Source organism: Humitalea rosea, from assembly GCF_003253705.1.
Taxonomy (GTDB): Bacteria; Pseudomonadota; Alphaproteobacteria; order Acetobacterales; family Acetobacteraceae; genus Humitalea; species Humitalea rosea.
Window position 1 is genome coordinate 422492 of the sequence record NZ_QKYU01000001.1, and the last position, 19143, is coordinate 441634.

General features: G+C 70.7%; 19 protein-coding genes. 8 read left to right on the plus strand and 11 right to left on the minus strand.

Going from position 1 to position 19143, the window contains the following annotated elements; translation table 11 throughout:
- Positions 1–90: 90 nt before the first annotated feature.
- The 3 genes from C8P66_RS01890 to C8P66_RS01900 all read right to left on the minus strand — a co-directional run bounded on the left by C8P66_RS01890 (position 91) and on the right by C8P66_RS01900 (position 2725).
- A complete protein-coding gene (locus tag C8P66_RS01890; RefSeq protein WP_111396424.1) occupies positions 91–441 on the minus strand; it encodes an antibiotic biosynthesis monooxygenase family protein in 351 nt (116 codons plus the stop codon).
- A 110-nt stretch (positions 442–551) separates the two neighbouring features.
- Complete coding sequence (locus tag C8P66_RS01895; RefSeq protein ID WP_111396425.1) at positions 552–2273, minus strand: hypothetical protein; 1722 nt, start codon at positions 2271–2273, stop codon at positions 552–554.
- The gene (locus C8P66_RS01900; RefSeq protein ID WP_111396426.1) at positions 2270–2725 is read right to left on the minus strand and encodes a hypothetical protein; all 456 of its coding nucleotides are present in this window, start codon (positions 2723–2725) and stop codon (positions 2270–2272) included. The genes C8P66_RS01895 and C8P66_RS01900 overlap by 4 nt, the downstream gene beginning before the upstream one ends.
- Positions 2726–2875: 150 nt before the next feature.
- On the opposite strand from C8P66_RS01900, the gene C8P66_RS01905 reads away from it, so the two are divergent.
- From C8P66_RS01905 to C8P66_RS01915, 3 genes are read left to right on the plus strand one after another with little or no spacing between them, the layout of a single operon-like run.
- Positions 2876–3673, plus strand: coding sequence for an arginyltransferase (locus C8P66_RS01905; protein ID WP_111396427.1), 798 nt, complete (start codon positions 2876–2878; stop codon positions 3671–3673).
- A 13-nt stretch (positions 3674–3686) separates the two neighbouring features.
- Positions 3687–5099: a YcjX family protein gene (locus tag C8P66_RS01910; RefSeq protein WP_111396428.1), complete on the plus strand. Its 1413-nt coding sequence runs from the start codon at positions 3687–3689 to the stop codon at positions 5097–5099.
- Positions 5096–6022, plus strand: coding sequence for a DUF697 domain-containing protein (locus tag C8P66_RS01915; protein WP_111396429.1), 927 nt, complete (start codon positions 5096–5098; stop codon positions 6020–6022). Before C8P66_RS01910 ends, C8P66_RS01915 begins: the two co-directional genes overlap by 4 nt.
- A gap of 183 nt (positions 6023–6205) precedes the next feature.
- Here C8P66_RS01915 and parC read toward each other — a convergent pair whose 3' ends face one another.
- A complete protein-coding gene (gene parC / locus C8P66_RS01920) occupies positions 6206–8440 on the minus strand; it encodes a DNA topoisomerase IV subunit A (RefSeq protein ID WP_111396430.1) in 2235 nt (744 codons plus the stop codon).
- A 43-nt stretch (positions 8441–8483) separates the two neighbouring features.
- The gene (folK, locus tag C8P66_RS01925; protein ID WP_245903150.1) at positions 8484–8987 is read right to left on the minus strand and encodes a 2-amino-4-hydroxy-6-hydroxymethyldihydropteridine diphosphokinase; all 504 of its coding nucleotides are present in this window, start codon (positions 8985–8987) and stop codon (positions 8484–8486) included.
- Positions 8988–9180: 193 nt separating this feature from the next.
- On the opposite strand from folK, the gene C8P66_RS01930 reads away from it, so the two are divergent.
- A complete protein-coding gene (locus C8P66_RS01930; protein WP_111396431.1) occupies positions 9181–9582 on the plus strand; it encodes a hypothetical protein in 402 nt (133 codons plus the stop codon).
- Positions 9583–9649: 67 nt separating this feature from the next.
- Here C8P66_RS01930 and C8P66_RS01935 read toward each other — a convergent pair whose 3' ends face one another.
- Positions 9650–10063 carry a DUF3830 family protein gene (locus C8P66_RS01935; RefSeq protein ID WP_211313994.1) on the minus strand — a complete coding sequence of 138 codons (414 nt, stop codon included), beginning with the start codon at positions 10061–10063 and terminating at the stop codon, positions 9650–9652.
- 93 nt (positions 10064–10156) lie between these two features.
- On the opposite strand from C8P66_RS01935, the gene C8P66_RS01940 reads away from it, so the two are divergent.
- The gene (locus tag C8P66_RS01940) at positions 10157–10969 is read left to right on the plus strand and encodes a DUF1796 family putative cysteine peptidase (protein ID WP_158537061.1); all 813 of its coding nucleotides are present in this window, start codon (positions 10157–10159) and stop codon (positions 10967–10969) included.
- 218 nt (positions 10970–11187) lie between these two features.
- Here the strand turns inward: C8P66_RS01940 and C8P66_RS01945 are convergent, their stop codons facing one another.
- Positions 11188–11853, minus strand: coding sequence for a sulfite oxidase-like oxidoreductase (locus C8P66_RS01945; protein WP_111396434.1), 666 nt, complete (start codon positions 11851–11853; stop codon positions 11188–11190).
- A 65-nt stretch (positions 11854–11918) separates the two neighbouring features.
- A complete protein-coding gene (locus C8P66_RS01950) occupies positions 11919–12497 on the minus strand; it encodes a YqaA family protein (protein WP_111396435.1) in 579 nt (192 codons plus the stop codon).
- Positions 12498–12651: 154 nt separating this feature from the next.
- On the opposite strand from C8P66_RS01950, the gene C8P66_RS01955 reads away from it, so the two are divergent.
- The 3 genes from C8P66_RS01955 to C8P66_RS01965 all read left to right on the plus strand — a co-directional run bounded on the left by C8P66_RS01955 (position 12652) and on the right by C8P66_RS01965 (position 15148).
- On the plus strand, positions 12652–13902 hold the full coding sequence (locus C8P66_RS01955; RefSeq protein ID WP_111396436.1) for an MFS transporter: 1251 nt from the start codon (positions 12652–12654) through the stop codon (positions 13900–13902).
- A 93-nt stretch (positions 13903–13995) separates the two neighbouring features.
- Complete coding sequence (locus tag C8P66_RS01960) at positions 13996–14508, plus strand: hypothetical protein (protein WP_111396437.1); 513 nt, start codon at positions 13996–13998, stop codon at positions 14506–14508.
- 7 nt (positions 14509–14515) lie between these two features.
- The gene (locus C8P66_RS01965; protein WP_111396438.1) at positions 14516–15148 is read left to right on the plus strand and encodes an aspartate/glutamate racemase family protein; all 633 of its coding nucleotides are present in this window, start codon (positions 14516–14518) and stop codon (positions 15146–15148) included.
- Between the two features lie 368 nt (positions 15149–15516).
- Here C8P66_RS01965 and C8P66_RS01970 read toward each other — a convergent pair whose 3' ends face one another.
- The 3 genes from C8P66_RS01970 to C8P66_RS01980 form a co-directional block, all read right to left on the minus strand.
- Positions 15517–15855, minus strand: a complete 339-nt coding sequence (locus C8P66_RS01970) for a type II toxin-antitoxin system RelE/ParE family toxin (RefSeq protein ID WP_111396439.1) — start codon at positions 15853–15855, stop codon at positions 15517–15519.
- Complete coding sequence (locus tag C8P66_RS24265; RefSeq protein ID WP_245903151.1) at positions 15852–16106, minus strand: type II toxin-antitoxin system ParD family antitoxin; 255 nt, start codon at positions 16104–16106, stop codon at positions 15852–15854. Before C8P66_RS24265 ends, C8P66_RS01970 begins: the two co-directional genes overlap by 4 nt.
- A 158-nt stretch (positions 16107–16264) precedes the next feature.
- Complete coding sequence (locus tag C8P66_RS01980) at positions 16265–19027, minus strand: cation-translocating P-type ATPase (protein WP_111396441.1); 2763 nt, start codon at positions 19025–19027, stop codon at positions 16265–16267.
- Positions 19028–19143 lie beyond the last annotated feature (116 nt).

Below are 19143 nucleotides of genomic sequence, written 5' to 3' on the forward strand. Positions count from 1 at the left end.
GCGCGATTCCTTTGTGGGAGGGAGAACGCAGCAGAGGCGCCTTTTCCGGCAAGAATAGGGTAACGTGTGGGCGAGAATGGCCGGGCTGCCTTATTGTTCCGGATACGCCTCCCGGCTGTCGGCAGGGGCTTCGGCGCGATCCTCAAGCCCGTAGTCCCGCGAAACGGTGGCGATGCGTAGCCGGTACTCCGCGAAGACGCCGCCCCGACCCAAGGCCTGGGTGGCGCGATGCGCGGGCAGGTTCCGCCAGGCGCGCACCGACGCCTCATCCCGCCAGAAGGACAGCGACAGCATTTTGCCCGGATCGGTGAGGCTCTCGAAGCGTTCGACCGAGAGGAAGCCGTCGATCTCCGCAAGCTCGGAGCGCAGCGCCGCCGCGAGCGCGAGGTAGCGTTGCCGCTGGCCCTCGGCGGGGCGGACCTCGAAGATAACGGCGATCATGGCGCGGTCGTGGACTGGCGGCGGTTCGGCATGGTCGGGCTCCTGGCACTGTCGGGCGGCAGGGTAACGTCCCGGCCGGGCGGATGCCTCGGCCGCGGCCGAAGCGGGGATCAGCTTCGCTGCTGGCGCCGTAGCGCGATCTCGGGTGCGAGCAGGGCCAGCACCTCGCCGGGTGCCACCACGGCCCCCGGCGCGGCGCGGACCCAGGACAGGTTGGGCCCCGACGGCGCCGCCGACCCCGGCGCCAGCACCGCGAGGCAGCGCAGCCCCGACCGCGCGGCCAGCGCCAGCGCCAGCCCGCCATCGCCGACGACCAGATCCGCCTGGCTGAGGAGGGCGGCGAGCGCGCCGGCCGCCTGCTCCGGCGCGGGGCGCATCAGCCAGACGCCCGGCACGGCCTTGAGCCCCGTCGCCAGCTCGGCCCAGGCCTCGGCCGGCCAGCCGGCATAGGGCAGCAGCGCCACCACCACCGCACCCGCGTCGCCCGCGGCCCGGGCGGCCTCGTAGCCCGGCCGTGCCTCGCGCGGCGCGGCCAGGTGCAGCGGCGGCGGGCTGGCGGCCAGGGACAGGGCGGCACAGCCCTCGACCAGCAGCGACCAGGCGCCGAGCACGGCCGGCACCGCCGGCGCCCCGCCATCCGTGGCGGGTTGGCCGCGCAGCTCCACCCCCTCGATCACCAGCGCCGAGGCGGGCGGGCCGTCGAGCGCCAATTCCAGCATCGCCTCCGGCGCCTCCGGCAGCGCCATATCCAGCTCCAGCACCCCGGCCGCGGCGATGTCGAGCGGCCAGTCCAGGCTGGCGAGCGACTGGCGGCCCACCGGCGGCCGCAGGCTCAGCCGCAGCATCCGCCCCGCGATCGGCCCCGCCGCCCGCAGCCGCAGCCGCAGCCGCCCGCCGCCTTCCGGCAGCCGCAGCGGCCCGGCCGAGAGCCCCAGGACCGGCATGGGCGGCGGCAGGGTGATCAGGGCCTCGAATTCGGATTGGGCCAGGGTCGCGCGCACCGGGACCGGCGCGGCGCCCGTCGCGCGCAGCACGCCCATGCCCTCGGGGGCCGCGGCATGCACGAAGCCGCGCAGCCGCAGCCGCACCTCGAAGGGGCCGACCGCCGCGGGGGGCAGCGGCAGGCGCAATACCCCCAGCGCCGCGCCGGACCAGGTGCCCCAGGGCTCGATCGGGTACCAGCCGGGGCCGAGCAGCCCGCCCACGGCCTCGGCCTCCCAGGCCAGCGCATCGGTTTCGGGGGCGCCGAGGTCGGTCAGGCTGACGCCCAGCAGGCCGAAGCCCAGCGCGCGGTCATCATCGCCGCGCCCGGCCGAGACCGGGCTATGCGGCGCCTCGGCCTCCAGGCTCAGCTCCAGCCCGGCCGGGGTGCTGCCCAGGGCCTCCCCGGCCAGCGCCGGCAGGCCGCAGCGCGTGGACGGCAATGGGCTGGTGCCGGGATAGGGCACGGCCACCGCCAGATGCGGTCCCTCACCGATGCCCGCGATCACATGGGCATCCGGCAGATCGGCGGGATCGCCGGGGGTGACGCGCAGGTCGATCAGCAGGTCGAAGGGATCGAGCGCCGCATCCGGCCAAGTGGGGGTGGTATCGGCGAGCCCGAGCAGCCGCGCCATCGCCGCCGTTCCGGCCGCCGCCAGCACCGCGATCCGGGCCTCGGGGAACAGGCGCCGCAGCCGGGTCAGCGCGGGTTCCGCGGCGAGGGCCGCCTCCGGCCCGCCCGGCAGGATCACGCCGATGCGGCCGGGGCGCAGCGGCGGGCGGGGGCTGCCATCCGCCGCGACCCATTCGCCCGGCAGGGAGAACAGGCTGGACGGCGGGGCAGCGGTCACGCCGGCTCCAGGACCCAGCCGCGCAAGGCGAGGCCGAGCCGGCGGGTATCCTCCAGCCCCATCTCGGTGCCGGGCACCGCGGTCGCGCAATGCAGGGCGATGCGGCAGACGCGGCCGCGCAGCGCCTCGACCGGCACCGGGAAGGTGACGCTGCCGGAGGCCGGAACCTCGCGGAAGCCGAGGCGCAGCCCGTTGAGGAAGACCTCGACGGTCTGCGCGACGCGGTCCGGCTGGAAGGGCACGAGGTCGAGCCGCAGGCGCAGCGGCCGGTCGGGCAGGCGCAGCAGGAAGACCAGCTCGGCCTCCCGCCCATCCATCCAGGCGAAATCGACTTCAGGCGGGTGCCAGCCAGTCCCGAAATAGGGCACCGGGGTGGCATCGTCGCGACAGGCGACCTCCAAACCGGCCACATAGACTGAGAGGCCGGATTCCCCGGATGACGTCTGGCTCATGTCCTGGCGCTAGCAGCGGGATGCCCGCCGGGTCAACGGCGGTCGCGGTCACGTCCTGGCGACACCCGCGCGCCAATTTTCCGCATTTGGGCAAAGTGGGGCCGAGCGGAGCCTTGATCCCCGGGCCCGGCACCGCGACACTAGGGTACGATGTTGCCTCGCACGCCCCGCCGCCCGCAGTTCTTCTATACGACCGCGCCCCTGCCCTGCCCGTATCTGGCCGGACGGACGGAGCGGAAAATCGTGACCGAACTGGCCGGCCCGGATGGCGAGGCGCTGCACGACCGCCTCTCCCGCGCCGGCTTCCGCCGCAGCCACAACATCGCCTATGCCCCGGTCTGCCCCGGCTGCCAGGCCTGCGTGCCGATCCGCATCCCCGCCGAGCGCTTCCGGCCGAGCCGCACCCAGCGCCGCATCGCCACCGCGAACCAGGATCTGGTCGCCGAGGAACGCCCGGCGCGGGCCACGGCCGAGCAATTCGCCCTGTTCCAGCGCTACCAGCAGGCGCGGCACGAGGATGGCGACATGGCGGCCATGGGGTTCTACGACTACCGCGCCATGGTCGAGGACACGCCCATCACCACCGGCGTGGTGGAATTCCGCGACGGCTCCGGCCGGTTGATGATGGCCTGCCTGACCGACTGGCTCTCGGATGGGCTGTCGGCGGTCTATTCCTTCTTCGAGCCCGCCGAGGCCCGCCGCTCGCTGGGCACCCAGGCGATCCTGTGGCTGGTGGAGCGCGCGCGGACGGCGCGGCTGCCTTACGTCTATCTCGGCTATTGGGTGCCGCAGAGCCGGAAGATGGCCTACAAGGCCGGTTTCCACCCCGCCGAGGTGCTGATCGCCGGCGAATGGCGGCTCTACCGGCCGCCCGCCGAGGCTGGCGCCAGCCTGGCCGAGGAGGCCCTGCGCCGGCTGACCCCGCTGACCTCCGTGCCGGGCGGGTGAGCCGGACGCTCCCATGGCCACTGCTGTAACGGGTTTGCGGGACTGGGCCCTGGCCTCCGCGACGCGGGGGCTGTCGGTGGTGGATCGCGCGCTGAACGAGGAGGATATCCGCCTCGCCATCACCGGGCTGTCGGGCGCGGGCAAGACGGTGTTCCTCACCTCGCTGATCGCCAACCTGCTGGCCATGGCGCAGGGCCGCGCGACCCTGCCGGCGTTGCAGGCGGTGCTGGACCGGCATGGCGGGGGACGCCTGCGCGGGGTGCGGCTGGTGCCACCGGGCGCGGGGGCGACGCCGCCCTTCGACATCGCCGCCAAGCTCGCGGATCTGGCCGGGGACAGCCCGCACTGGCCCGCCCGCACCGACCATCTGGCCGAGATCGCGCTGGAGCTGGAGATCGGCCCGCGCGGCGGCATGCTCGGCCAGATGCGTGGCTTCGTCGGCGTGCGGCGGCTGCGGCTGCGGCTGCTCGACTACCCCGGCGAATGGCTGCTGGACCTGCCGATGCTCGGCCAGGGTTTTTCGGCGTGGTCGCGCGAGACCCTCGCTTTGCTGCGCCAGTCGCCACGGGCGGAGGCGGCGCGGCCGTTCCTCGACTACCTCGGCCAGATCGACGGGCGCCGGCAGGCGGAGGAGGCGCTGGTCCGCCGCGGCCACCGCCTCTACCGCGAGGCGCTGGCCCGCGCCCAGGCCGAGCACGGGCTGCGCTGGCTGCAACCTGGGCGGTTCCTCGCCCCCGGGCCGGGGGTGGAGCAGCCCTTCCTGTGGTTCTTCCCGATCGAGGGCGCGGGTGGCCCAGGCTCCATGATCGCGCTGATGAGCCGGCGCTTCGAGGCCTATCGCGCCGACATGCGCTCCCGGCTTGAGGCCTTGCGCGGCTTCGACCGCCGCATCGTGCTGGTCGATGTGCTGGGGGCGCTCGCCGCCGGCCGCGCCGCCTTCGAGGACACCGAGCGCGCCATCGCCGCCATCGGCGCTGCGCTCGGCGGCGGGCGCTGGTTCGGGCGGGCGGCGCAAGTCGCCTTCGTCGCGACCAAGGCCGACCACGTGCCGGAATTGGAACGCGCCAATCTGCGCGAATTGCTGAAGAGCATGGCGGAGTCGGGGGCCGGATCGGGGGCCGGGCCGGTGGCGGGGGCGAGCTTCCATGTCGCGGCCGCCATCGTCTCCACCACCGATGGCTGGGCCGACCGGCCGGATGGGCAGCGCGAGGATGTGGTCTGGGGCCGGGTGCTGGGCGAGGCCGCCCCGCGCGCCTATCGCGTCGGCAGCGTGCCGATCCGCCAGCCGCCCGCCGGCTTCTGGTCCGGCCGCAGTTTTCGGCTGCCGATCTTCACCCCACCCTCGATCGACCCGAGCGGGGCGACAGGGGTGCCGCATCTGGGGCTCGACACGCTGCTCGCCGATGTGATCGGGGACCGGCTGTGAGCGGCTTCCGCCCCGGTTTTTCCGATGAGCCGCCGCCACCGCAGCGCGAGCCGGTGCTGGAGCCGGGCTTTGTCGAGACCACGACGCCCGCCCCCGCCGCGCCGGACTGGAGCCCCGCGAGCACCGCACCGCCCGCGACCGGGGTCGGCGCGCTGGGCTGGATCGCGGGCGGGCTGTGCCTGCTGCTCGGCGGCAGCCTGGTGATGTCGATGATCGGCTTCGCCATGGACCAGATGGCGCGCTCGCCCACGCTCGGCTTCGTCACCTTGGGCGTGCAGGCGGCGGCGGTGCTGGCCCTCGGCGCCGGGGCGGGGATGGAGCTGCGGGCATGGCGCCGGCTGCGGCTGGTCGATGGGCTGCGCCTCGCGCTGACCGATCCCGCGATGCCGCTGGAGACCGCGCGGGCGGCGGCGATCGACTGGCTGGATCTGCTCGGGGCCCGGCTGCCAGAGGTGGCGATCACCCGCCAGGCGCTGCTGGACTGCACCAGCATCGCGGAGCTGCGCGCCATGCTCGACCACCGCGCCATCGCGCCGCTGCAAGAGCAGTCCAGGCGCGCCGGCGAACGGGCCGGGTTGCAGGGCGCGGCGCTGGTCGCCATCGCGCCCTCCCCGGCGCTGGACGGGCTGGTCGCGGGGGTGCGGGGGCTGGTGCTGCTGCGCGAGGTCGCGGCGATCCACGGGCTGCGGCCGGGGCTCAGCGTCACCATCGGGCTGTTGCGGCGGGTCGCGCATACCGCCCTCGGGGTCGCGGCGGTGGATGTGGCGGCGGCTTCGGCGGCGGATTACGCGCTCGGCGCCATGCCCGGGGTGAAGCATATCGCGGCGGCCGTGCCGGGCGCCGGGCTGACCGCGCGCAGGCTGTACCGGCTGGCGCTGGCGGTGGCCGAGGCCTGTTCGCCGCGGGGCGATTTCACCCGGTGAGGCCGATTACGTAACGTATATTACGATCTAAGTCCTCACGCTCGGCGGCAGCGAGCTGGCGTGCTCTACCGCCTCTCGGATGACGAGTTGCTTGCCCTCGCCCATTTCCTATCGCGGCAGCACTAGGGGGGTCTGGGGCCTCAGGCCCCAGCGGGGTTCCAGGGGCTGGCCCCTGGCTTTTCTTTACCCCCCGAACTTCCCACTCTTCGGGAACCCGCTCGGCGGCATCCGCCCCGCGCTGCCGCGCGCGCCCAGCCAGTTGGTCAGATCCCGTTCCACCCGCAGCTTTTCCCCGAGCTTCCAGGACAGCCCATCGGCGAGGCGGAAGGCCTTGGCATCCGCCATCCCGCCATCCTTGTAGGCCTGCAACCGCACCCCCGCGCCGCGCTGCATCCGCGGCACCTGCTCCAGCGGGAAGGCGAGCATCTTGCGGTTCTCGCCGATCACCGCGAGGTGGTCGGCATCGCCAAGCCGCAGGCAGAGCGACGCCTCCACCCCGGGATCGACATTCAGCAGCGTCTTGCCGGTGCGCTTCTCGGCCAGCAAATCCTCGGAGCCGGTGAGGAAGCCGCGCCCGTCCTGCCGCGCCAGCAGGAAGGTCTCGCCTGGCTTCCAGACGAAGAACGTGACCACCGAATCCTCCTGCGCGAGGTCCAGCAGCAGCCGCACCGGCTGCCCGTCGCCGCGCCCGCGCGGGATGGTATCGGCCTTGATGGTATAGGCGCGGCCGTTGGTGGCGAAGAGGGTGAGGCGGTCCGTGGTCTCGCAGGGCACCAGGATCTGCACCCGGTCGCCGTCCTTGACCTTCACCTCCGCATCCGGCGCCAGCGTGCCCTTCTGGGCGCGGATCCAGCCCTTCTCGGAGAGGATGACGGTGATCGCCTCGCGCTCGATGAAGGCGCCCTCGTCCAGCACGACCGGATCGGGCAGGTCGCCGATGTCGGTGCGGCGGCGGCCGATCTCGGTGGTCTCGCCGAAGGCTTTGCGCGTCGCCTCGATCTCGCGGCCGATCTTCTGCCACTGCTTCTTCGGGTCTTCGAGCAGGGACCGCAGCGCCGCCCCCTCGGTCGAGAGCTTCTCGTGCTCCTTCTTGATCTCCATCTCCTCCAGCTTGCGCAGGGAGCGCAGCCGCATGTTCAGGATGGCTTCGGCCTGGATGTCGGAGAGGGAGAAGGTGCGCATCAACTGCGCCTTGGGCTCGTCCTCCTCGCGGATGATGCGGATCACCTCATCGAGGTTGAGATAGGCGATGAGCATGCCGGCCAGGATCTCCAGCCGCCGCTCGATCGCCGAGAGCCGGTACTGGCTGCGCCGGACCAGCACGACCTGGCGATGGTCGAGCCAGGCGCGCAGCACCTCCTTCAGCCCCATGACGCGCGGGATGCGGCTGGCATCCAGCACGTTCATGTTCAGCGACAGCCGGCTTTCCAGCGCGGTCGCGCGGAACAGGCTTTCCATCAGATGCGCGGGCTCGATGGTGCGGGAGCGGGGCTCGAACACCAGCCGCACCTTGTCGGTGCTCTCGTCGCGCAGATCGGCGAGCAGCGGGAGCTTCTTCTCCTCCAGCAGCGCCGCGATCTGCTCGACCAGCCGCGACTTTTGCACCTGGTAGGGGATCTCGGTGACGACGATGGACCACAACCCGTTCTTGCCGCGCTCCACCGCCCAGCGCGCGCGCAGCCGGAAGCCGCCGCGGCCGGTGGCATAGGCCTCGCGCATCGACTCCTTGGATTCCACCAGCAGCCCGCCGGTCGGGAAATCGGGGCCTTGGATGTGCTCCAGCAGCGCGTCGAGCGGGGCATCGGGGGTCTTCACCAGCACCAGCGCCGCGGCCAGAAGCTCGCCGGCGTTGTGTGGCGGGATGGAGGTCGCCATGCCGACCGCGATGCCGTTCGAGCCATTGGCCAGCAGGTTCGGAAAACCCGAGGGCAGGACCAGCGGTTCCTGTTCCTCGCCATCATAGGTGGCGCGGAAATCCACCGCATCCTGGTCGATGCCGTCGAGCATCGCGGCCGCGACCTCGGTCAGCCGCGCCTCGGTGTAGCGCATGGCCGCGGGGTTATCGCCGTCGATATTGCCGAAGTTGCCCTGGCCCTCGACCAGCATGTAGCGGGCGGCGAAATCCTGGGCGAGGCGGACCATGGCATCGTAGATCGAGCTGTCGCCATGCGGATGGTATTTGCCCATCACGTCGCCGACGATGCGGGCGCATTTCTTGAAGCCGGTGTTGGGGTCGAGCTTGAGCTGATGCATCGCCCAGAGCAGCCGCCGATGCACGGGCTTCAGCCCGTCGCGCACATCCGGCAGCGAGCGCGCGGTGATGGTGGAGAGGGCATAGGCGAGGTAGCGCTCGCTCAGTGCCTCGGCGAGCGGAGTCTCGCGAATGCCGTCGGTGCGGGGGATCAGGTCATCGGGCATATGATGTTCGCGCTTCGTTCACGGATTCATTCTCGGCCCCGGCTTACACCACCAGGGGGCGCATGGCGACCGGGGCGAGCAGCGCCAGCATCTCCGCCGCCGTCGCGCCGGTGACGGGGTGGCGCCAGTCGGGCGCGACCTCGGCCAGGGGCACCAGGACGAAGCGGCGCAGATGCGCGCGGGGATGCGGCAGGATCGGGTCGGGCGCTGCGCGGAGCAGATCGCCGATCGCGATCAGATCCAGGTCCAGCGTCCGGGGCGCGTTGAGCCAGGGGCGGATTCGGCCGGCCGCCGCCTCGATCGCCTGGGTGGCGGCCAAGAGGGCCACGGGCTCCACCTCCCCCGCCAGGCGGAGGACGGCATTCACGTAATCCGGGCTGCCGGGCGGCTCGGAGGGGGTTTGCCAGAAGCGGGAGAGGGTGACGCGGCGCAGGCCGGGCAGCGCCTCCAGCGCCGCGACGGCGCGGGTGAGGGTGACGGCGGGGGGCGCGCCATCCGGCCCGGGGAGGTTGGCGCCGAGGGCCACCAGGATCATGTCGCTTCGCATGGCCAGCCCCTCTTGATGCTGCGCTTATGCCCGATGCTCCGATCCGCGACTGCCCCCTCTGCACCCGCCTTTCATGCCGCGAACAAACTCGCGCGGCTCGGTGGGAGGGCGTCGCCCTCCCACCCCCTCCCACCAGGAAACTGAGAGTTTCCTGGACCTTCCACGGGAGCAGCGCCTTGTGTCCGGGAACGGAATGGATAGCGTCATGCCACTGCGAAGGGTGACGGCGGGTCAGGCGGAACTGCGGGCGAAGTGGTGGGAGGACTGGTGGGAGGACTGGTGGGAGGACTGGTGGGAAGCGGGTTGGTCCTGGGACGGGCTGGCCAGCAAGCCGGTTGGGGAGTCGGGCAACACGATCCTTGCTGGGCGGCGTGGCGAGCAAACCCTTCGAGACTACTGGCTACGTGACGCCACAACAGGTGATCCGAAGGATGAGGAGGCGCTGGCACGAGACGGCGAACTGATCGAGGGGCCGGACGGCAAGCGATGGCACCTCGCACATGTCCCCTTGCTCACCACGTTCGAATCTGTCCTTGCCCTCACGACGATCTTCCTTGCCGGCCTCGCCATCCGCCGTCGTTTCCAGATCACATGAATCGGGGGAGGTGCAGGAACATCAGGTTCCTGCCGGGGGGTTCGGGGGGCAGCGCCCTCCGATCTTTTCACCCCGCCCGGAAGGTAATCGCCTTGTTCCCGTCCCACAGCACCGACCGCCCGATCTTCGCCAGCCGGTCCAGCCCCTCGGTGATGGTCAGGAAGTGGTTCCCCGCAAGCTGCCCGGCCTTGCTGGAAAAGCAGCAGGGGCCATAGGCGATCAGGATCTCCGTCTCCGACACGCCGCCCGGATAGACGATGACCTGGCCCGGCGCCGGATGGCTCGTGGCGTTCTCGAAGCCGAGGCCGAGGTCGCGTTCGCCCATCGGGATCCAGCAGGCCTCGCCGCTCCAGCGGACATGGATGATGCGGTCGCTGAAGGGCAGCAATTCGCGAAAGCGCGCGCAGGTCTTGGGCGCGTCGGCCTCCTGGAAGGTGGCGTTGAAAAGCTCGCCGGCAATGTCGATCACGATGTCAGCCACGCTGTCTGTCCCCCAGGGCAGGAAAGTGGTGGGGGTTAGACGAAGGCGGGCGGTCAGGCCAGTACGCGATTGCGTGCCCATGGCCCCGGGGCAGTGGTTTTGCCCTCGGCGCATTTTCTCTTTCCCCAGGTTTCACGCGCCGTTGCGCCCGACTGGGCAAAATGTTGTTCTGCGCGCCCGCGGCCGCGGGCGCGCCGCCAGGGAGAAGATTTGTTGGCTACCACGGATCTGATCTTCAGCCTTGGTCCGAACTGCCGCAATGCATGGAATTTGCGGCACCAGTTCAAGGTTGATCGTGCCTATCCCTTCGACTGGTGGATCACACCGGCAAAGTCGATGCTGAGCCTGCTCGACCGTGACCGCAGCTTCGGGGTCAGCCGCGAGGATCTCGTCATCTCCGTCCCCGGGCCCACCGGGAATACCGTCTACAACCGGCGGCTGAACCTGCTCCACCACCATGATTTCGCCCGGGTGAACAATATTGTCGAGGTCGTGACGGACGCGGAGATCGAGCAGATCAATGCCAAATACACCGCCCTGTTCGCGCGCTTCTGGGAAGATCTGGACCGGGCCGAGCATCCCGTCGCGGTGCTGAACGGGATCGCGCGTGGCTGGCCCTCCGGCTACCTCCCGGGCGAGGCGGATCCCGCGTTGAATGGGCACATCGAACCGCAGGCGCTTGTGGACGCCCTGCGCGCGCGACTGGGGGCGAAGCTGCGCGTCGTCATCATCGATCTGGGCGAGGAAAGCCACCAGCGCCTCGACGGCGGCGATGTCGTCCGCCTGCCCGATCTCGGCACGCGCGACGAGCTTCCGGAGTATCTCAACTGGGTCGAGCCCGTTCATGTGTTCCGCGAAGCCTATCAGCGGCTTGGCTTCGCACCCGCGCTGCCGCCGGTGAGCTGAGCCTTTTCAAGGCGGGTGGCGGCCAGCGCCTGCAACCCCTCCTATTGCGGCGTGTAGCTGCAGTAGGAGGCGGTGTTCACCACCAGCACCGGGCCCCGCCCGCGCCAGGCGGCGAGCGGCAGGGCGCCGCCTTCCAGCGCCGGCAGGGAGAAGTCGTAGAGGCTCGGGGTGCCCGCCCCCGCCGACCCGCCGCTCAGGAAGACCAGCGCCGCGCGAACTCAGGCATAGCGCTCTTCCGCCCAAGGATCGCCGCGGTGGTGGTAGCCGCGGACTTCCCAGAAGCCGGGCTGATCCTCGGCGACCAGGGTGATCCGCTTCAGCCATTTCGGCGATTTCCACAGGTACAGATGCGGCAGCACCAGCCGCAGCGGGCCGCCATGCTGGCGCTCCAGCGGCTTGCCCTCCCAGGTGAAGGCGATCAGCACATCCGGGCGGTCGAGGTCGGCCAGCGGCAGGTTGGTGGTGTAGCCGTCGTGCGATTCCATGGTGACGAAGCGCGCCTCGGGCTTCGGCCGCGCCAGCGCCAGAAGCTCCGGCATCGCGACCCCGGTCCAGCGGTTGTCGTAACGCGACCACTGCGTGACGCAGTGGATGTCGTTCAGCCATTCGCCCTGCGGCATCGCCTGCAACGCGGCCCAGTCGAAGCTCTGCGGCGCTTCCACCAGCCCATCGATCATGAGGCCGGCCGCGGCCTCCGGCACCGTCGGCTGCACGCCGAGGTCGAGCACCGGCCAATCCTTCACCAGCGTCTGGCCCGGCGGCAGGCGGTCGTGCTCGGGGTCGCCGTGTTCGCCGGTCAGCAACCGGCCGTCACGGGCCCAGGCCTGCTTGGTCGCCACCAGCTTCGCCTTGACCTTGCCGGTCAGGCTGACGTCGTCCGCCATCTCTTGCGCTCCTTCAACCCGGATTACGTGCGACGTGGGCGCGCGGATGCAAGCCTCAACCTGCGTTACAGCAGCTTCAGCGCCGCGATGCCGCCGACCACCAGCACCACCGCGACGGTGGTCACCAGGGTCAGCCGCTTCTCGATGAAATGCCGGATCGGCGGCCCATAGGCCCGCAGCAGCCCGGCGAGCAGGAAGAAGCGCGCGCCGCGCGTCGCGATGCTGGCGGCCAGGAAGACCCAGATATCGAAATGCGCCGCACCCGAGGCGATGGTCACGAGCTTGAAGGGGATGGGCGTAAAACCCTTGATCAGGATGACCCAGACGCCCCAGCGCTCGTACCAGCCCTGGAAGCTCGACAGCGCATCGGAGTGGCCATAGGCGGCCAGCACCGGCCGGGCCAGCGCATCGAACAGCCAGAAGCCGATGGCATAGCCAAGCAGCCCGCCGAGCACCGAGGTGACGGTGCAGATCAGCGCGAAGCGCCAGGCCCGGTCCGGCCGCGCGAGGCACATCGGCAGCAGCATGGTGTCCGGCGGGATCGGGAAGAAGCTGCTCTCGCAGAAGGAGATGATGCCGAGCCACAGCCCCGCCCGCCGGTCGGAAGCGAGCATGAGGATGCGGTCGTAAAGGCGTCTGAGCATGGGCGGCACATCTCACATTGGCTCGGCGGCGGCAAACGAACGCCATGCATGGGATGCATGGCGCCACGGCAAGGTCTTCGCCTCCGCGCGCTTTCCTCCGCCCGCCCGATGCCGGAGACTGGCGCGAATCGCTGGCAGGACAGAAAAGCCCCCCATGGAAACGTCCGCCCCCCGGAACTGGACCCTGCTGATCACCTGCGCGGTGCTGGTCGCGGCACTTGCCATGGGATTGCGGCAATCCTTTGGCCTGTTCCTGGCGCCGATGACGGCGGAATACGGCTGGCCGGCCTCGGGCTTCGCGCTGGCCATCGCCTTGCAGGTGCTGCTGAACGGCATCGCCCAGCCCTTCTGCGGCCAGATCGCCGACCGGCTCGGCGGGCGCGTGGTGATCTGGGGCGGCGCTGTGCTCTACGCGCTCGGCATCCTCGGGATGGCGCTGTCGGAGGACCTCGGCCCCTTCACCGCCTTCGCGGGCGTGATGATGGGTGTGGCGGTCTCGGCCGCGGGGATGCCGGTGATCGTCGCCAGCCTGACCCGGCTGCTGCCCGAGGAGAAGCGCGGCCGCGCCGTCGGGCTCGGCACCGCGGGCTCCTCCTTCGGTCAGTTCCTGGTGGTGCCCTTGTCCGGGGCCGGGATCGCCGCCTTCGGCTGGCAGGGCGCGCTGTATGCCATGGCCGCCGCCGCCCTGCTGATGGTGCCGCTGGCGCTGCCGCTGCGTGAGGCGGCCAAGCCCCGCGCCACCAGCGCCCAGCCCGAACAGACCGCGACCGAGGCGTTGCGCGATGCCGGCCGCAGCCCGACCTTCTGGTATCTGTTCTTCGGCTTCTTCGTCTGCGGCGTGCATGTCTCCTTCCTCTCGGTGCATCTGCCGGGGTTCGTCGCGACCTGCCATCTGCCGCTCTGGGTCGGCGTCGGGGCGATCTCGCTGATCGGGCTGTTCAATGTGGTAGGCAGCCTTGCCTCCGGCGAATTGGCGCAGCGGTGGAAGCGGCGGGAGCTGCTGATCTGCATCTATGCCGCCCGGGCGGTGCTGATGACCGTCTTCCTGCTGCTGCCCAAGACGACGACGACGGTGCTCGGCTTCTCCGCCATCATGGGCGTGCTGTGGCTGTCCACGGTGCCGCCGACGGTCGGGCTGGTCGCGCGCAATTTCGGCACGCGCTGGTTGGCGACGCTGTTCGGGATCGTGTTCCTCGGGCACCAGCTTGGCGGCTTCACCGGCGCCTTCCTGGGCGGCATCGTGTTCGACCGGACCGGCTCCTACGACCTGATGTGGGTCTTCGGCATACTGATGGCGGTCTTCGCGGCGCTGATCCACATCCCGGTCAAGGATGGCGGCGCGGTGCCGCCGCGCCGGGCGGCGCATCCCGGCCCGGGGCTGGACCCCCTGCCCGGCCGCGCCTGACCTGGCCCGGCCCAGCTTGACCCGTGGGGGGGTTTGGCCAAGCGGGTCCGGCGCGGTAGAAGGGCCAGGTCGATGTCACGGAGGTTTCCCCGAATGCTCGCCTGGTTCCTCCGCGCCTCCGTCTTGCTCGTTCTGGTCGCGTTGCCGCCGGTGCCGGGCGAGGCGCAGCGCGCCGCCCCCGCCCCCGCCCCCGCCCCTGCCGCCCCTGCCCCTGCCGCCCCCGCCGAGCCGGCCGCCCCGCCGCATGCCTGGCTGTTCGGCAGTTGGACCGGCGGCTTCTACCCGCCCGGCGATACCTCCAGCCCCAGCTGCACCGCGCAGCCCAGCGTCATCTTCACCCGCGATGTGGTGATGCGGTCGAGCCCGCTCGACATCGCCTATCGCCAGCGCCTGATCGAGACGGTGGCGGCGCAGCCCACGGGCGTGGAGTTCCGCTTCGCCCCCGCCGCGCCGACCATCAGCGCCTTCGGCGCCCAGGCCCCGGGGCGCGATTCCGCCTTCGGCTGCGCCAATGTGAATTCCCTGACGGTGGAGCGCCGTGGTCCCGATGAGATCGTGTTTCCGAATTGCAGCGAGTTCCCAGCCCCCCTCCACCGCTGCCAGTAAGCCCCCCATGCCCCGCATCGCGCTGATCCACGCCCTGCGCCATTCCCCGGCGCCGATCGAGGCCGCCATGGCGCGGCTCTGGCCCGAGGCCACGGTGATGAGCCTGCTCGACACCTCGCTCTCGGCCGATCTGGCCGCGGCGGGGCGGCTGACGCCGCGCATGACGGAGCGTTTTCTTGGCCTCGCGCGTTACGCATTGGGGACTGGGGCGGAGGGCATCCTGTTCACCTGCTCCGCCTTCGGCCCCTGCATCGAGGCGGTGGCCGCGGCCTTCGCCCCGATCCCGGTGCTGAAGCCGAATGAGGCGATGATCGAGGATGCCGCCGGCTGCCGCCGCATCGGGCTGGTCGCCAGCTTCCAGCCGACGCTGGACTCCATGCCGGCCGAATTCCCCCCGGGCGTCGAGGTCGTGACCATCCTGGCCGAGGGCGCCATGGCCGCCCTGGATGCCGGCGATTTCGCGACGCATGACCGGCTGACCGCCGAGGCCGCACGGCAGCTTTCGGGGTGCGACGCCATCGCGCTGGCGCAGTTCAGCATGGCCCGCGCCGCCCCCGCCGTCGCCGCCGAGACCGGGCTGCCGGTGCTGACGACGCCGGATAGCGCGGTGCGCAAGCTGATGCGGCTGCTGGGGCGGTAGGGTTCCCGCATTCGCGCGGCTGCGGGGCCTCGACGAGGCGGCGCGGCCATGGGCGCGACCTCCGCGCCCATCCGCGGATTTGCGCGCGCCAAGGGCGTGCCGAGCAGTGCTGCGCCCTTCACGCTGAGAGCGCCTCGAAGGCAGCGATCCCCTCGATCCACCGCCGTGCAAGCGGGCCGTCCGCATCCTGGCCAGCCCGTTCCGCCAATCGGCGTAACCCCGCGCGTTGCATGGCTTCGGCCTGCGGTTGGCTTATATGCCCAGCCGCCAAGGCTCTTTGAACCTTGGCGCCATCCTGGCTCTGTACCAGCGAGTCTCATCTCCTACTGTTGATTCTCGGGCCAGCAAGTTGCAACGAGTTTGCGTGATCAGCCGCTCTCACCGGAAAGGTCGGCCAGCAGGACAGCCAGGTCCTGCGATGCATGCACGACCCGCAGAATGCGCGGCGGGTTCTGATCCGGCTCATAGACAATCAGATACGGAAAGCGCCGCAGCACGAAAAAATGGAATCGCTCGGGCGCGAATTCAGTACGGAAAGGTCCGATCATCGGATGCTCGCCGATGGCCTTCGCCGCCTGGTTCGCGGCGATGCGCAGTCGCTCTGCTGCGGTGGGGTCCTCGCGGGCAATCCAGCCGACCGCCTGTCGGAGGTCAGCCAGCGCCTCGCGCGTGAAGCGTGCTGCGGCGGGCCTTCGGGCGGGACTCAAGCGCGACGCTTGGCCGTGGCGATCACCGCCTTCAGTTCAGCATCCACATCTTCGGCAGAAAGCGTGCCTTCCCGGTCCGCCCGTTCGCTGACGTCGCACAGCATGGCGACGAACCGCTCACGACGGTCCTCCGCCTCCTGCATCAGGCGCAGCGCATGACGCATGACCTCGCTGGCGCTGGAAAACCGGCCCGAGGCCACGCGGGTGTCGATGAAGCTCTGCTGCTCCGGCGTGAGGCTGACATTTGGCACGAAACACTCTCCCTCGGCCGTATGGCCAACTTGGCCATCGGCAGCCGCGGGGTCAAGACCCACCACACAGGGGGATCTCCGAATGCTCGCCCTCGACCTTCCCACCGTCCCATCCGGCCAGCCGGCCGCACCGCTGGCCATGAGGGCATGCCGCCGGTTCATGGTCTTCCCCCATCGGGCGCCGGCGGGAGTCCAGCAGGATGCTCGGCAAAGCGCCGCGCGGCGCGGGAGCGCCATCCCGTCATCAATTTCACCATCTCCACCACCAGGACCGGCGTCAGCGCGCCCATCGCCACCAGCCCCCAATCGGCGGGCGACAGCGCCACCGTGCGCAGCACCTCGCGCAGCAGCGGCACCTCCACCGCGGCGATCTGCAAGGCCAGGCAAATGCCGGTGGCGCCCCAGAGCCAGGCATTCGTGAACAGGCGCGACGTCAGCGCCGAGCGGCTGCGGGAGCGCGCGCTGAAGGCGTGAAGCATCTGCGCCATCGCCAGCGTCATGAAGGCGATCGTGACGGCATGGCGCAACCCTTCGCCTTCCAGCCCATACCAGCGCATCCCCACGGCAAAGGCCGCAAGCGTGCAGCCGGACAGCAAGGCGCCCTGCCAGACGATCAGCCAGCCGAAGGCCACGGTCATCAAGGGTTCGGCCGGATCGCGCGGCGGGCGCCGCATCACATCCGGCGCGGAGGGTTCCAGCGCCAATGCCATCGCCGGGAAGATATCCGTGACGAGGTTCAGCCAAAGGATCTGCATGACGCCGAGCGGCAGCGGCCAGCCGAGCATGATGGCGCCGCCGACGGTGACGATCTCGGCAAAATTGCAGGAAAACAGGTAGTGGATGAAGCGCAGGATGTTGTGGACGATGACGCGGCCCTGCTCGACGGCGGCGACGATGGTGGCGAAGTTGTCGTCGGTGATGACCATGTCCGCGGCCCCCTTGGCGACCTCGGTGCCCCGGATGCCCATGGCGATGCCGATATCCGCCTGGCGCAGCGCCGGCGCGTCATTCACCCCGTCGCCCGTCATCGCGACAACCTGGCCGCTGTGCTGCAACGCCTCGACGATCTTCAGCTTGTGCTCGGGCGAGACGCGGGCGAAGACCGAGGCCCCGCTCGCAACCCTGATCCAGCCGGCGTCATCCAGATCGGCCAGCGCGCTGCCGTGCACGGCCTGCAATGGCCTGCCCTGCTGGTCGGTGTCGAGCCCGAGCTGGCGCGCGATCTCGGCGGCCGTGGCCTGCTGGTCGCCGGTGATCATGACCACGCGGATGCCCGCCTGGTGGCAGCGGGCGACGGTGGCCTTCACCTCGTCCCGCAGCGGGTCGATCATGCCGACGAAGCCCACGAACGTCAGCCCGCGGGTCAGATCCGCATGCGCGAAGTCGTCGGGCAGGTCGCGACAGGCCAGGCCCAGGACGCGCAAGGCGCCAGCCGCCAGCGCCTCATTCGCGGCGCGCGCCTGCCGCATCGCCTCGGCGGTCATGGGTGTCTCGCCATCGGCGCCGAGCACCGCGACGCAGGCCGCCAGCACCATGCCCGGCGCGCCCTTCGCATAGGCGACAGTGCCACCGCCGGGCGTGGTGTGCGCTGTGACCATCAACCTGGTTTCGCTGCTGAAGGGCAGCTCCCGGATGCGCGGATAGGCGGCATGGAGGGCGTTGTGTTCCAGCCCCGCCTTGCCGGCCGCGATGATCAGCGCGGCTTCGGTGGGATCACCGAGGATGCTGACGGCATCGCCGGTTCGGTCCACCCTCGCGTCGTTGCACAAGGCGCCGATGCGCAAGGCGAGACCCAGCGGCGCCGGGTCGATGTCGCGCCCGTCGATCTGGAAATGGCCTTGCGCCACATAGCCGGTTCCGGTGACATCCACGCGCAGCGCGCCCAGCGTGTAGGCGCGCACCGTCATCTCGTTGCGGGTCAGTGTCCCGGTCTTGTCGGTGCAGATCACCGTGGTGGAGCCCAGCGCCTCGACCGCCGGCAGCCGGCGGACCAGCGCGCCCATGCCGGCCATGCGTTGCATGCCCACCGCCAAGGTCATGGTGGTGACCGCGAGCAGCCCCTCGGGCACGGCCGCGATCGCCAGCGAAATGCCGACCTCCACCATGAACAGCAGCGCATTGCCGCGCAGCCAGCCGAACAGGACGATCACCGCGCAGAGCACCAGCACGATGACGAGCAAGGCGCGGCTCAATTCCGCAAGCTTGGCTTCCAGCGGCGTGCCGTGCTCCGCGACCCCTTCGATCAGCGCGCCGATCCGGCCCATCTCGGTCTGCGCGCCCGTGGCGGTGACGATGCAGCAGCCACGCCCCTCGGTGACGGCCGTGCCCATATGGACCATGTTGCCACGGTCGCCGAGCGGCGCCTGTGCATCGACCAGGATCGCCGCGGATTTCGTGACGGGCAGGGATTCGCCGGTCAGCGCCGCCTCATCCAATTGCAATTGCACGTCCTGGATTACGCGGCCATCGGCCGGCACGCGGTCGCCGGCGGCCAACACCACCACATCGCCGGGCACCAGGTCCTGCGCGGCAATCACATGCGCCGCGCCGTCGCGCAGGACATGCGCGGTGGCGACCGCTTGACCCTGCAGGGCGGCCAGGGCGCTCGCCGCCTTCCACTCCGTCGCGAAGCCGATCGCGGCATTCAGCAGGATGACGACAAGGATGGCGAGCGCTTCGACCACATCGCCCAGCGCCAGCGCGACACCCCCGGCCACCACCAGCAGGCCGACCATGAGGCTGCGGAACTGCCGTGCGATGAGCGCCAGGGTAGAGCCTTGCCTGGCCCGCGGCAACGCATTGGGCCCGTGGCGCACGAGCCGTTCGGCGGCCTCGGCGCTGTCCAGCCCGTGCAGGGCATCGGTGCGCAGCGCGGCGGCCACCTCCTCCCCAGACTGCGTGTGCCAGATGGGCGCGGTCATGGTTCACGACCCGAACGCAGCGGATCGACCATCTGGCGGCGAAACCCAGGCGAACAGGGAAGACGGGTTTTCGGCATCGGCAGCACCTCTGGCAAAGCTTCAGGGTGTCCACGGAA